At 70.2% G+C, this 12,943-nt stretch carries 10 protein-coding genes; 9 read left to right on the forward strand and 1 reads right to left on the reverse strand.

Features of this window, described 5'->3' with window-relative positions; translation table 11 throughout:
* The first annotated feature begins 129 nt into the window (after nt 1–129).
* From J5V16_RS22620 to J5V16_RS22630, 3 genes are all read left to right on the forward strand, one after another.
* Nucleotides 130–864, forward strand: coding sequence for a DUF7873 family protein (locus tag J5V16_RS22620; protein ID WP_208499350.1), 735 nt, complete (start codon nt 130–132; stop codon nt 862–864).
* A gap of 569 nt (nt 865–1,433) precedes the next feature.
* Entirely contained in the window at nt 1,434–2,141 is a 708-nt protein-coding gene (locus J5V16_RS22625) for a sensor domain-containing protein (RefSeq protein WP_208499352.1), read from the forward strand.
* 115 nt (nt 2,142–2,256) lie between these two features.
* On the forward strand, nt 2,257–3,129 hold the full coding sequence (locus J5V16_RS22630; protein ID WP_208499354.1) for a class I SAM-dependent methyltransferase: 873 nt from the start codon (nt 2,257–2,259) through the stop codon (nt 3,127–3,129).
* A gap of 22 nt (nt 3,130–3,151) precedes the next feature.
* Here J5V16_RS22630 and J5V16_RS22635 read toward each other — a convergent pair whose 3' ends face one another.
* The gene (locus J5V16_RS22635) at nt 3,152–4,480 is read right to left on the reverse strand and encodes a HEAT repeat domain-containing protein (protein WP_208499356.1); all 1,329 of its coding nucleotides are present in this window, start codon (nt 4,478–4,480) and stop codon (nt 3,152–3,154) included.
* Between the two features lie 381 nt (nt 4,481–4,861).
* Between J5V16_RS22635 and J5V16_RS22640 the strand changes: the two genes are divergently transcribed.
* The 6 genes from J5V16_RS22640 to J5V16_RS22665 all read left to right on the forward strand — a co-directional run bounded on the left by J5V16_RS22640 (nt 4,862) and on the right by J5V16_RS22665 (nt 12,838).
* Nucleotides 4,862–5,725: a hypothetical protein gene (locus tag J5V16_RS22640; RefSeq protein ID WP_208499358.1), complete on the forward strand. Its 864-nt coding sequence runs from the start codon at nt 4,862–4,864 to the stop codon at nt 5,723–5,725.
* Nucleotides 5,726–5,940: 215 nt separating this feature from the next.
* Complete coding sequence (locus tag J5V16_RS22645) at nt 5,941–6,795, forward strand: hypothetical protein (protein ID WP_208499360.1); 855 nt, start codon at nt 5,941–5,943, stop codon at nt 6,793–6,795.
* Between the two features lie 416 nt (nt 6,796–7,211).
* A complete protein-coding gene (locus J5V16_RS22650; RefSeq protein WP_208499362.1) occupies nt 7,212–7,652 on the forward strand; it encodes a hypothetical protein in 441 nt (146 codons plus the stop codon).
* A gap of 21 nt (nt 7,653–7,673) precedes the next feature.
* The gene (locus tag J5V16_RS22655; protein WP_208499364.1) at nt 7,674–8,258 is read left to right on the forward strand and encodes a DUF1707 SHOCT-like domain-containing protein; all 585 of its coding nucleotides are present in this window, start codon (nt 7,674–7,676) and stop codon (nt 8,256–8,258) included.
* A 228-nt stretch (nt 8,259–8,486) separates the two neighbouring features.
* The gene (locus tag J5V16_RS22660; protein WP_208499366.1) at nt 8,487–11,531 is read left to right on the forward strand and encodes a S8 family serine peptidase; all 3,045 of its coding nucleotides are present in this window, start codon (nt 8,487–8,489) and stop codon (nt 11,529–11,531) included.
* 239 nt (nt 11,532–11,770) lie between these two features.
* The gene (locus J5V16_RS22665; RefSeq protein ID WP_208499368.1) at nt 11,771–12,838 is read left to right on the forward strand and encodes an arabinan endo-1,5-alpha-L-arabinosidase; all 1,068 of its coding nucleotides are present in this window, start codon (nt 11,771–11,773) and stop codon (nt 12,836–12,838) included.
* Nucleotides 12,839–12,943: the final 105 nt, after the last annotated feature.

The raw sequence follows: 12,943 nt of genomic DNA on the forward strand, positions 1-12,943 counted from the left end.
TGTTCACTCTTTTTGGCCGCGGGGGGGCCCCGGGGGTCGGTTTGGCCGCGGGGGGCCCGCGCCGCGTTTATCGCGTTGCCGGGGTGGCGGGCGGGTCCTATGGTGTAGTCCGAAAGTGAGGGTTGCTCCGTGACCAAGTTGAACCAGATCATCGCGATCGAGAAGAGCGTCAAGGCGAAGGCCGCGCGTGCACTCGGCGACGCCGGGCGCGAGCTCGCCAAGGCGCCGCTGCTGTCCGGCATCTCCCGGACCTACCAGCCGAAGGACGAGGAGGGCGAGCAGCTGCCGCCCGAGTCGACGAAGGTGCAGCGCCGCGTCGAGGAGCAGCTGCGCGAGGTCTCGGCGGCGATGACGCGCCTGTTCGACGTCACGGCCACCAAGGACCGCACCAACGCCATCGCCACCGCTGACATCACTGTGGACGGTGAGGTGCTGGTCGCCGACGTCCCCGTCACCTACCTGCTGTTCCTGGAGAAGCAGCTCGCCGAGCTGCAGACGTTCGTCAAGGGCCTCCCGGTGCTCGACGCGGCCGAGTCGTGGACGTACAACGATGCGTCCGACGCGTTCGCGACCGACCCGGTGAAGACGGTGCGCACCAAGAAGATCCCGCGCAACCACGTCAAGGCCGAGGCCACCGAGGAGCACCCGGCGCAGGTCGAGGTCTACTACGAGGACATCCCGGTGGGCTACTGGACCACCGTGAAGTTCTCGGGCGCGGTCCCGGCCAAGCGGGTGGCGCAGCTTTCGGAGCGGCTGGAGAAGCTGCAGATCGCCGTGAAGTTCGCCCGGGAGGAGGCCAACGGGACCGAGGTCGTCGAAGAGCGGATCGGCGCCAAGGTCTTCGGCTACCTGCTCGGCGAATAGGCCCACAGACCCCCTGTTTGAGCGACAGGGGCGGCGCCCGAAAAGCGCCGACACGCTGAAACTGAGATTCAGTCCGAGTAACAGGCGGGAACATCCGGTCCCCTGCGGAATTTAACCCCGCGGTGCAAGGACTCGGGTTCACGCCGAAACTGAGACTATCGCTCCAGCTTCAGCATTCGCCACGCCGCGCGTTTCCGCGAGCAGTCCCCTGGGACATCGAAGTTGGGGGTTCGAATCCCTCCCGCCGCACCACATGCGGCGGTAGCTCAACGGCAGAGCGCGATGCTAGCAGCAGCCTCAACGGCTGCCGCGGATCGCAGCGGCCACTATGTGGCACATGGCGGCCCGGTGTCGAGGTCAACGACCCGGGCCGCACCTATTCTTCCCGGTTGCGCCGGCGCGCCATCTGGACGCCATGAGCGACAACCGAAAGGGCGATGCCGCGCGGATCGGGCTCGGCGCGCCCTCCGGCCGGGGCAGGCCCGACGACGCGGGTAGGGCTGTCCCTACCCGTGAAATGCCTGCTCGCAGGGTCGTTCCAAGGCCGCGATCGGACGAAGATTATCGACATGAACAAGATCTTCAAGCAGCTCGGCGCCGACAGTGCGTACCTGCTCTCCTCGTTCCCGATCGCGCTTCCCGCGTTCGTCATCACCGTCACCGGCTTCGCCGCCGGGATCGGGACCGCCGTCGTCTGGATCGGCGTGCCGATCCTCGCCGCGACCCTGTTCGCCATGCGCGGCCTCGCCGCCGCCGGTCGCAGCCAGCTCGGGGCCGTCCTGCGGCAGCCGATCGAAGGGCCGCACTACAAGCGGGCGCCCGAGGGCGCGTCGCCGCTGCGCCGGTACCTGACGCCGCTCACCGACGGCCAGTCGTGGCTGAACCTCCTGTGGGGCGTGGTGAACTTCCCGCTCGCGGTCGCCGGGTTCTGCGTGGCCCTCTCCCTGTGGGCCGCCACGGTCGCGACGCTCGCCTACCCGCTGTACGGGTGGGCCATCCGCCGCGCCACCGGCGAGGGCGACGGCCTGGAGTACGCGACCCGCTGGCTCGGCTGGGGCGACTCGTACCTGGCGCTCTCGGCGCTCTCGGTGCTGGGCGGCCTCGTCCTGGCGATGCTGCTGCCGCTGGTGCTGCGCGGCTTCGCGCTGACCCAGGCCGCGCTCGGCAAGGGCCTGCTCGCCTCCCTCTCCGAGTCCGACGCCCCGCACAGCCCGACCCGCACAGCGTCGCTGGACGCCGAGGTCACCCGTGTCCAGGAGCGGCTCTCCGCCGCGTAGACCCGAGCCGCATACGACTCGATTCCGGGAAACCCGACCGGGCGTCCGCACCTCGCGGACGCCCGGTCCCTTTTTCGTGTCGATAACGGTTTTCACCGGTGCTAGGTTGGGGCGCATGGCAGCACAGCACGGACACCGGCACGGCGACCACACCGCTTCCTTCGACTTCGCCGACGCCGCGCCCCGGTTCAAAGCACGCGCGGCGGCCGAGGCCGCCAAGTACCGGCGGCTCGCCGAGCAGCTGACCGACCCGGGCGACCAGGTCGTGGCCGACATCGGCTGCGGGGCCGCCTCGATGGCGTTCGCACTCGCCGAGACGCTTCCCAAGGCGCAGGTGGTGGCCGTGGACGCGGAACCGGCGATGCTCGACCTGGTGCGCGAGCGGGCCGCCGAGACCGGCGCGGCCGTGCGTGCGGCGCAGGCGTCAGTCGACGATGCGGACGCGCTCGCCGCCGCCGTCGGGGCGCCCGCCGACCTCCTGTGGGCCGGGCACGTCATCCATCACGCCTCCGATCCGCAAGCGGCCCTTGACAACCTGGCCGGGCTGCTCGCCCCGGGCGGGCGTCTGGCGATCGGCGAGGGCGGCACCGCCCCTCAGTACCTGCCCTGGCATGTGGGCGTGGGCAGCCCGGGCCTGGAGCTGCGGCTCATCGAAGCCGGTTCGCGCCGGCTCGAAGGCGAAGGCGTCGAACACGGCTCGACGCCCCTCTCCTACGGCTGGAACCTCGCACTCGAGAAGGCGGGCCTGACGCAGGTGCACGAGGTCAACGAACTCGACGCGACCCCGGCCCCGCTCGAAGGCACGGACCTGCACCACGCGCTCGAATCCCTGAACACGCGGGTGGGCTGGTTCGAGCCCTACCTCAGCGACGCCGACAGGGCCGCGTGGGCGCGACTGCTCGACGAGGACGGCCCGGACTGGCTGGGCCGCCGCCGCGACCTCCACCACCTGTCGATCGACACGTACTTCACCGCCGTCAAGCCCTGACCGGCTTGCGGCGCTTCGGGTCTCACTCGTTCCCCGACTCGACCTCCAGCTGGAACAGCCGCTCGAGCGCGGCCCGCGCGTACACCTCCTCCAGGTGGTCCGCGCGCGCGAAATCGCTGAGCAGGTCGTAGCCGTCCCGCAGGCCGAGCCGCCCGAGCCGGTACGCGGCCTCGATGCGGCCGAGCCAGTGGAAGCAGTCGTCGACGGCGAGGACCGAGTACGCCTCGATGCCGACGTCCGGGCTGATGTCGAACATCGCCTCCGCCGCATCGACGCCCAGGTGGAAGTCCATGACGGACTCGACGCCTTTCACGATGCGCCACAACGCGTTCTCGGCGTCGATCACACTGTCCTCGGCGAGCTGCTCGGCGCAGATGATCCGCAGCCGCACCGACAGCAGGGGCGCGTTCGCCAAGTGCCGCAGCGCCATCGCGGCCGCCGAAGGGTGGACGTTGCGCAGCGCGTGGGCGGCGCTGTGCCGCACGTACTCGTTCACGCTCTCGTCGGTGACCAGCTGCATCAGCGCGATCCCGGCGGGTCCGGCGGCGCAGTCGACGAGCGCGCTGGCGGCGTCGAGGCGGTATTTGGCGTCGACGGTGGCGTCGGCGGCGATGGCTTCGAGGGCGCGGGCGGCGTCCTCGACGCTGAAGCGGCCCATGTGCTCGGCGACTTCGAGCCGCACCTCTATATCCACATTGGACGATTGGGCCACGGGTGAGAGGCGCATGGCCATGTCCCGGCCGCCCAGGTCGATGAGGTCCTGGATGAGCTGGATGCGCAGCTCGGCGTCGATCGACTCGTTTTTGATGGAGCCCACGAGGTTGCTCATAGCGCGGTCGCGGCGCTGATGCGGGACGGACACGACCGCCATGCCAATTGACGGCTCGCAAGCTTCGCCGAAGGAGCCAATAGAGTGCTCACCGACTTCGCCGAAGGAGCCGCCGGAAGGCTCGCCGACGTCACCGAAGGCGCCTATCGACGACTTGCGCGGCTCTCTGAGCGAGCCGACCGCGCCGGCGTCCCGGAACGGGGCGCCGGGGGGCTCGTCGGCATGCGCCCGGCGGGCTCCGGTCGTGGCGGGCTCGAATGCGCGGAACTCGTCTCGCACGCCGGTGCCGTTGTCCCAGAAGCGGGTGCGGGTATTGCCGGACTCAGGTTCGGGCTCGTCGCGCATGCGGGCGAGCTGGCGGCGGCGCTGCCAGCGTCCGGTGGCCCAGGTGGCGGCGAGCGCGGGGTAGAGGAGGCCGTAGCCCCAGAGGCGGTTCACGTCGAAGAGCTCGACCACCGGCACTGGCGCGAGCGCGGCGGAGAAGCGGATGGTCCAAAGCTGCACTGCATTGGCGTTCGCCATACGTCGAACCTCTGGTAGAAGCGTGGCCGGCGGGATTGCTCGGTCCGGCTCCACCGACGTCCGGGCAGGGTGCCGCCTCGGGCGCCGCGCGCGGCTTCGACGGTGGGATCGACTGCGCCGACCAGGCCGCATGCGTGGTGCCGGGGCATAAATCGTAGTCCTGCAGGGGGAATCCGCGTCGCACAGGGTGTGCGACACCGCGTCGGGCCCGGGCGGCGTCCGCGATTCGTCCCGGTACGGCCGCTTCGCCTTTGGCAGGCGATGCGACCTGGAGTTTTCCGGGGTCCACGGGAGCGGCGGCTGCCTGTACGATCGAGGGATCCCGGTGAAGCCCAATCACCGCGACCCGATTGCCCCCGAGCAGACGAGGCGTTTGAAGCGATGACGTATCCGCCCCCCGGCGGTGGGAACCCGCAGTACCAGCTGCAGCCCGAACCGCAGCAGCCCAGCGACCCCTACTCGCAGGGGTACAACAGCACGCCTCCGCCCGGGAACTACTACCAGCAGCCGCCGCCGCAGCAGTACACGCAGCCTTCGGTCCCGCCGCAGTACATGCAGCCGCCGAGCCAGCCCCCGGTCGGGGTCCAGCCGGGCTACCCGTCGGCGCCGGGTTCGGTGCTGCCGCCGCCGATCCCGCCGGCCAAGCAGGGCGGGAACCTGCCGGTGATCCTCGGCGTCGTGGTCGCCCTGGTCGTGGTGCTGGGCATCGCGGCGGTGCTGATCATCCCCGGGATGGTCAACAAGGACGACGGCGACGACCAAGCCGGCGGCGACACGTCGCAGAGCGCCGAGCCTTCCGAGGAGGAGGCGACGAGCGAGCCGGACGCGGAGCCGACCGAAGAGGAGACCACCGCCGACACGGGCGCGGACGACGACTTCGCGACCTGGGGCACGCCGGTGAACTCGGACGAGGTCGAGGCGGGCACGCCGGAGGCCGCGGCGATCAACTACCGGATCGGGTCGGACACGGACGACGACGAGCTGATGCAGGCGCAGGTGTGCTCGTCGCCGAGCTCGGCGCTGCAGAGCGACCTCGAGTGGGAGCTGGAGTACGAGGGCTTCAACGCCGGGTTCCTGCTGTGGAGCATGACGCGCGAGGTCGACGGCGGCGTCGAGGTCTGGGCGGGCTGGACGATGGACGACAGCGAGCCCAGCAGCACGGCCGAGATGGAGGAAGGCGTCGGCTACATCTTCACGGCGGTCGAGGAAGACGGCGTCTGGAAACTCTGCGACGTGGTCTACTGACCGGCCTCCAATTGCTCGAGCGGCGCGGCCGCCTCCCCTGGGGGAGGCGGCCGCCCCCGGGGGGGCGCGCCCCGCGCCGCTTCCGCTTGTGCGGCAACCCACCCGGAAACTTATCCACAGACCACTGACCTGCACCTCCATCATTCTCCCCCGAGTTATCCACAGGCGGAAAAGAAGTCGTTGACGCTCCGGAGCGATTCAGCGACAGTTGGTACATGACGCAAATGCCGATGTACCGCACCACTACAGCCACGATGAACCGGCCGCTCGAGGCCGCCTTCGACCAAGGCGCCGAGGCGCACGAGGACCTCCTCATGAGGTTCGAGGCCGTCTTCGAAGCCGACTACACGCAGGTGGCCACGGGCCGAACAGCGGCCTGGATCCACGGATTCGATGTCCTGCCGCCCGGAGCCGACCAGCGCGAGTGGCCGGTCGAGAGCTCGCCCGATCCGCCGCTGGCGGACATCACGGTGATCGACGGCCTGCCGGTGACCCGCTTGGCGCGCACCTTGATCGACTGCGCGGCCGACCTCCCGAGGCTCGAGGCGGTGGCCGCAGCGGACCAGATCCTGCGGGCGGGCATCGACGCCGGGAGCCTGGCGGCCGCGCTCGAACCGCTCCACGGCGACCGGCTCAGACTGGCGAACGCGACGCTGCTCGCGGCCGATCCGCGGTCGGAGTCGCCGATGGAGTCCTGGACGCGCTGCCTCATCGGCGACGCCGGCCTCCCCGCGCCGGTCCCGCAGCTGCGGGTGCGGCTGCCGAACGGGCGCTCCAGGTTCCTCGACCTCGGCTGGGAGCGGTGGCGAGTCGGGGTCGAGTACGACGGCCTGGGCACGCAGCTCGGCCTGGACGCCGAGACCTCGGACCGGCGGCGGCACCAGGTGCTGCAACCCCTCGGCTGGGAGGTCCTGGTCCTCACCGCCTCCGATGTGATGGAGCATCCGCGGCCCTGGCTGGTCCGCCTCCGCGAAACGCTCCTCGACCGCGGCTGGGACCCGGACCTCAACGAGCTCCGCGACATCAACGAGCGCATCGAGGCGGTGAACCTGGCAGTGGGCCAAGGCTGACGGCCTCAGCGACCGGTGGCGCGGGAAGGCGCCTCCCGCCCACCGGTCCGACGAACCGAACCCCACGGCGGCCACGAACCGCAGGACGGCTCAGCCAAGCGAGCCACCTTGCGACCGAGGCCGATGGGGAGATCGGGCAGCAAGGGCTCGGCACCACCGGGGCGGGTGGCGAGGGTGGGCGGCGGTGCAGGGTGGGCGAGGGGGTGGGTGGGGTGGGGGCGGGGGGGAGGCCCCCGGGAGTCGGCCGGCCTGTGCGGAGGCGGGTCGCCTCGGCCTGCGTACGCGGCCAAGACCCGAATCACTGCTCACCCGCTCCCAGGGACTGCTATCGCGGACCGGAATCGGGGCGGACTCGGGCTAGGATCGGTGCGAGCATCGTTCGGGTGCGAGCATCGTTCGGATCGGCGGGAGCGGCAGTGGCGGAAGGGTCCTTCACGGGGTTCGCGCGCCCCGCCGTGCCCACGCCGCAGGAGATCCGCGACTGGGCGCTCGACCCGTACTCGACCGCCCCCGAGGGCCGGCAGTGGGACCTCACCCTCGCAACCGACGAGCTCGTCGACACCTGGCTCGACCTCGCCGCCGACGCGACCTGCCCCAAGCGGTCCTTCGCGCTCCACGTGCTCTATATCTACGCCGGCGACGCCGTGCGCACCAACTTCCGCGTCCACCCCCGCAAGCGCGTCGACCGCCTCCTCGAGAAGGCGGTCGATTCAGGCGACCAGTACGTTGATCTCTGGGCCGCCAACACGAAGGCGCTCATCCGCCAGCCCGACCTGTTCGACTACCACGAATGGTGCAACGGCGGGCTCGTGCGCACCCCCCGGCGACTCAACCCCGGTCCGACGAGAAAGCCCTAGCACGATGACGAAGAGCCTCCGATGACGCACGACCCGAACATGCGCGTCTCCAACGCCGAGCGCGAAGCGATCCTCGCCCGACTCCACGCCGCCACCGAGGAGGGCCGCCTCGACCTCGACGAGTTCGCCGAGCGCTCCCGCCAGGCGTACGAGGCCCGCACCTACGGCGAGGTCGAGCGCCTGCTCGCCGACCTGCCCGACACCGGCGGGACCCTCGCCGTCCCCAAGCGGCCCGTCCCCGAGGGCCCGACCGAGCTGCGCCTCAAGCCGACCGGCTCCTCGGTGAAGCGCGACGGCGACTGGGTCGTCCCGCCGAAGATCCACATCAACGCCACCGGCTCCTCGGTGAAGCTCGACTGCCGCCACGCGGTGATCCGCACCGAAACCGTCGACCTCGACGTGAAGCTCCTCGGCTCCTCGCTCACCGTCGTGCTCCCCGAGGGCGCGTACGCGATCGACGACAACACCGAAGTGTTCGGCAGTTCCGTGACGAACCGCGCCACCTACAAAGGAGGCACGGCAATCCGCTTCTCGGTCACAGGCAAGGCGACGGGCAGTTCGGTGACTTTCCGGCACGAGCGCCGATTCCTGTGGTGGCGCTGGTAATCGAGCACGTCAAGACCCGGGAATTCACTGAATATCCACTCGCCGGAACGTCCTTTGTAACGGCCGCATAACAGTCATGCCTGATACCGGCATTCTCCTCATATGAGGGTTTACAGCGAACCAACCTCGCAATAGGCTCGTTTCCGTGCGCCGCGGCGCGGCGGCTCTGACCGACCGCGCCGGAGCACTCACCCACGGCGCACGTCCCCCTTGAGAGGAGCTCAACGCATGGGATCTCCGTCCCTCCGCAGGCAAGGGCGCGCATCGGCGCGCGCCCGAGCCAGAACCAGAGCCGTACTGGCGGCCGCGGCCGTCCCGCTGGTGGCCGTCGCGCTCACCACCGCCGCCGCACCGGTCTCGGCCGAGCCCCCCACGCTCCCTGAGGTCTCACCCGAATACCTCAAAGAGGGTGCGGCGCAGCCGATCGACTACAAGGACGGCAACTACATCGTCCAGCTCGCCTCCGACCCGATCGCCACCCACGAGGCCACCGCGCCCGCCGAGGGCGAGACGATCGACTTCGGGGCCGCCGCGGTCGAGGAGTACCGCGAGACCCTCGCCGACGAGCGCGAAGCGGTCATCACCGAGTACGACGTCGACACCACCGCCGAGTACGACACCGTCCTCAACGGCTTCGCCGCGAACCTCACCGCCGCCGAAGCCGAGGAACTGGCCGCCAGCGACAAGGTCGCCGCGGTCGTCCCCGAGACGATCTACCAGCCGACCGGCGCCGTCGACACCACCGGTTTCCTCGGCCTCTCCGGCGACGACGGCTCGTGGGACGAGGAGTTCACCGGCCCCAGCGACGCCGGTGAAGGCGTCATCGTCGGCGTCCTCGACACCGGCATCTGGCCCGAGAACCCGGCCCTGGCCCCGCTCTCCGAGCCGCGCCCCGACCAGGCCGTCATCGACGCCAAGTGGAACGGCGAGTGCGTGACCGGCGTCGACGAGGACCCGGCCAACAACATCGAGTGCAACAACAAGCTCATCGGCGCCCGGTACTTCGACACCTGGGGTTACGCCGAGGACGGCTTCGCCTCCCCCCGCGACCAGGACGGCCACGGCACGCACACCGCCACGACCGCCGCGGGCAACTACAAGACCAAGGTGACCATCGACGGCAAGAAGGTCGGCACGTTCTCGGGTATGGCCCCCGCCGCCCGCGTCGCCGCCTACAAGGTCTGCTGGGGCGGCTGCCCCGGCGCCGACCTGGTCGCCGGCATCGAAGCGGCCGTGAACGACGGCGTCGACGTCATCAACTTCTCCATCGGCTCCACCGGCACGCCCGAGTTCGTCGACTCGGTGTCGATCGCGTTCTTCAACGCGGCCGCCGCCGGCGTCTTCGTCGCGGCCAGCGCCGGCAACGACGGCCCCACTTCTACTGTGGACCACCAGGAGCCGTGGGTGACCACGGTCGGCGCCTCGTCGCACGACCAGACGTTCCGCACCGAGGTCGAGTTCGGCCGCGACGAGATCGACGCGGCCGCGCTGGTCGGCTCGGCCAAGTGGTACGTCAAGAACGCCGTCGACGCGGCGTACGACGGGACCGACCCGGCCGCGGCGGCGCGCTGCGACGCGGGCACCCTGGACCCGGCGAAGACCGAGGGCTTCGCGATCATCTGCATCCGCGGGAACCTGTTCAGCGACAACGCCGCTCAGGTCGCCGCCGCGGGCGGCACCGCGCTGATCGTGCGCGACCAGTCCGACCGGGGTGCGGCGAACGTCGTCACCTCGCAGGCGGTCCCGGTGGTGCACGTGAGCTACGCGGACGGCATCGAGCTCGCGGAGTGGGTCGACTCGAAGTCGAACCCGCGCATCGAGGTCGAGACCTCTGAGCTGCGCGACGCGAACGCGCCGGTGATGGCGGCGTTCTCGTCGAACGGCCCGGCGCTGGCGGCGGAGCAGAACCTGCTGAAGCCGGACATCACGGCTCCGGGCGTGGAGGTCCTCGCGGGCATCACGCCGTTCAACCACGCGGGCAACGACTTCGCGAACGCCCAGGGCACGTCGATGTCGAGCCCGCACATCGCGGGCCTGGCGGCGCTGCTGAAGTCGGCGAACCCGGAGTGGTCGCCGATGGCGGTCAAGTCGGCGATCATGACGACGGCGTACCAGACCGACCAGGACGGCAACCCGATCCAGCGCGGCGGCGCGGACGCGACGCCGTTCGACTACGGTGCCGGCCACGTCGACGCGCAGGCCATGTTCGACCCGGGCCTGGTGTACGAGTCGAACCCGACCGAGTGGATCCAGTACATCTGCGGCACGCCGGAGGCGTCGAAGGTGCAGTCGTACTGCGACGCGCTGGGCGCGATCGACCCGTCGCAGCTGAACTACCCGTCGGTCACGGTCGCGGAGCTCACCGGCACGTACGAGGTGACGCGCACGGTGACGAACGTGTCGGACAAGAAGAGCACCTACAAGGCCGAGATCACGGCTCCGGCGGGCTTCGAGGTGACGTCTGACGTCACGAAGTTCACGCTGAAGCCGGGCGAGTCGGCGACGTACACCCTGACGATCACGCGCACTGACGCGGCGTTCGACGAGTGGTCGTTCGGCGATGTCACGTGGGTGGAGAAGAAGGGCACCAAGACGGTGCACGAGGTGCGTTCGCCGATCGTGGTGAAGCCGGTGCAGCTGGCGGCCGCTGACGAGGCGTCGTTCACGGGCGCGTCGGGTTCGGCGACGCTCGAGGGCACCGCGGGCTTCGACGGGACGCTCGGTGCGACCGTGTCGGGTCTCGTGCCTTCCGAGGTGAAGACCGCGACGCTGACCGACCCGGACTCGTCGACGTTCCCGTCGGACGCGCCGGTGGAGAACTCGCACGCGGTGTCGTACGAGTTCACGACGCCTGCGGATGCGGCGCTGGTGCGTTTCTCGACGTTCGACGCGGACCACCCGGCGGGCACGGACCTCGACCTGTTCGTGTACACGAAGGACGCCGAGGGCGCGCTGACCCTGGTGGGCAGTTCGGCTTCGGGCGGTTCGAACGAGACGGTGTCGCTGCCTGGCGGCTACACGTTCGTGGTGTTCGTGGACGAGTGGGCCGGGCCTTCGCCTCTGGAGGCGAAGCTGCACGCGTGGGTCGTTCCGGGCGCTGACGAGGGGAACCTCGCGGTCGATCCGGCCGAGCAGTCGGTCGCGATGGGCGACGAGTACTCGCTGGGCCTGTCGTGGTCGGGTCTGGCCGGGGGCCAGCGGTTCCTGGGCACGGTGAACTACGCGGCCGACGGTACCGGGATCGATTCGACGATCGTCGGCATCACGACCTGATCGGTTGAGCCGCAAGGCTCGCGTTGATCGAAGCGCCCGTCGTGGCGGCCGGGGCCGGAAGGCCCCGGTTCGCCGCGGCGGGCGTTTTCGTGTCGGAGGAACGGGTGTGGAGGCGGGCGGCGGCCGGGATTGCGACAGTGCGCGGAGATTTGTTCAACGTTGTAGCTTGACCCGAACTGTATGTTCTCGCTAACATTTATCCGTCTCAATCCTTCGATTCACGGACAAGGCGGTCTTCCATGCAGCGGAAGCGCACCACCCTCATCGCCGCGACCGGCGCGATCGGCCTCGCGGCCGCCGCGCTCGCCGTGGCCGCCCCGGCCGCGCTGGCCGACCCCGGCGGGAACGGCAACGGGAACGCGCACGGCCACGACCGGCAGGATTGCGCCGTCGAAGCGCCCGGCACGCTCGGCGGCGACCTCGGGGCGCACGACCCGGGCCTGTTCGCGCCCTGCACCGACGGCGAGCCCTGGTACGTGTTCGCCACCGGCTGGGGCCCTCTCGGCGACGGCAACGTCACCATCCGCACCTCCACCGACGACGGCGCGACCTGGAGCTACGTCGACACCGTGTGGGACGTGAAGCCCCAGTGGCTCAAGGACGCCGTCCCGGGCGTCGACAACATCTGGGCGCCGGAGATCTACTTCGACGAGGACCAGGACCGGTACTACCTGTACTACTCGGCATCCACCTTCGGCAAGCAGCGCTCGGTGATCGGCCTGGCCACCAACGAGACGCTCGACCCGGCCGACGACGACTACGAGTGGGTCGACGAGGGCCTGGTCTGGGAGTCGAACCCGGGTGACCCGTACAACGCGATCGACCCGACGGTCCTCGAGGCCGACGGCGAGCACTACCTCGCCTACGGGTCCTGGTGGAACGGCATCTACATGCTCGAACTCGACTGGCCCTCGGGCAAAGTGGCGAGCGGCTCGACCCCGAGCCACATCGCCGGCCGCGGCGGCGCGGGCATCGAGGCGCCGGTGCTGACCGAGCACGACGGCTACTACTACCTCTTCACCTCGTGGGACGTCTGCTGCGCGGGCGCCGACTCGACCTACAACATCCGGGTCGGCCGCTCCGCCTCGCCGACGGGCCCGTTCGTCGACGCGAACGGCGTGGCCCTCACCCAGGGCGGCGGCACGCTGGTGCTGGGCGCCCACGGCGACTATGTGGCGACCGGCGGCCAGTCGATCTCCAACGGCCTCATGGCCTACCACTCGTACCACGCGGACGGCCACTTCGACCTCGGCATCGAGGCGATCGAGTGGAACGCCCAGGGCTGGCCGCTCCTCGACGGAGTCTAGGAGCGACGGCAGCGCTTGGACGGCCGATAGCGGCGCGCGACGGCCTGCCCGGATCGGGCCGTTCAGCCATCCACTAACCCCCGCCCACCACTAGAGGGGAAAAGA

This window comes from Glycomyces niveus, from assembly GCF_017592475.1.
Classification (GTDB): domain Bacteria; phylum Actinomycetota; class Actinomycetes; order Mycobacteriales; family Micromonosporaceae; genus Glycomyces; species Glycomyces niveus.

Bases quoted from the DNA above. Each gene is read 5' to 3' on its own strand.
- J5V16_RS22625 (WP_208499352.1), top strand. From the start codon at position 1,434: ATGAACAAGATCTTCAAGCAGCTCGGCGCCGACAGTGCGTACCTGCTC.
- J5V16_RS22630 (WP_208499354.1), top strand. From the start codon at position 2,257: ATGGCAGCACAGCACGGACACCGGCACGGCGACCACACCGCTTCCTTC.
- J5V16_RS22635 (WP_208499356.1), bottom strand. From the start codon at position 4,480: ATGGCGAACGCCAATGCAGTGCAGCTTTGGACCATCCGCTTCTCCGCC.
- J5V16_RS22640 (WP_208499358.1), top strand. From the start codon at position 4,862: ATGACGTATCCGCCCCCCGGCGGTGGGAACCCGCAGTACCAGCTGCAG.
- J5V16_RS22645 (WP_208499360.1), top strand. From the start codon at position 5,941: ATGACGCAAATGCCGATGTACCGCACCACTACAGCCACGATGAACCGG.
- J5V16_RS22655 (WP_208499364.1), top strand. From the start codon at position 7,674: ATGACGCACGACCCGAACATGCGCGTCTCCAACGCCGAGCGCGAAGCG.
- J5V16_RS22660 (WP_208499366.1), top strand. From the start codon at position 8,487: ATGGGATCTCCGTCCCTCCGCAGGCAAGGGCGCGCATCGGCGCGCGCC.
- J5V16_RS22665 (WP_208499368.1), top strand. From the start codon at position 11,771: ATGCAGCGGAAGCGCACCACCCTCATCGCCGCGACCGGCGCGATCGGC.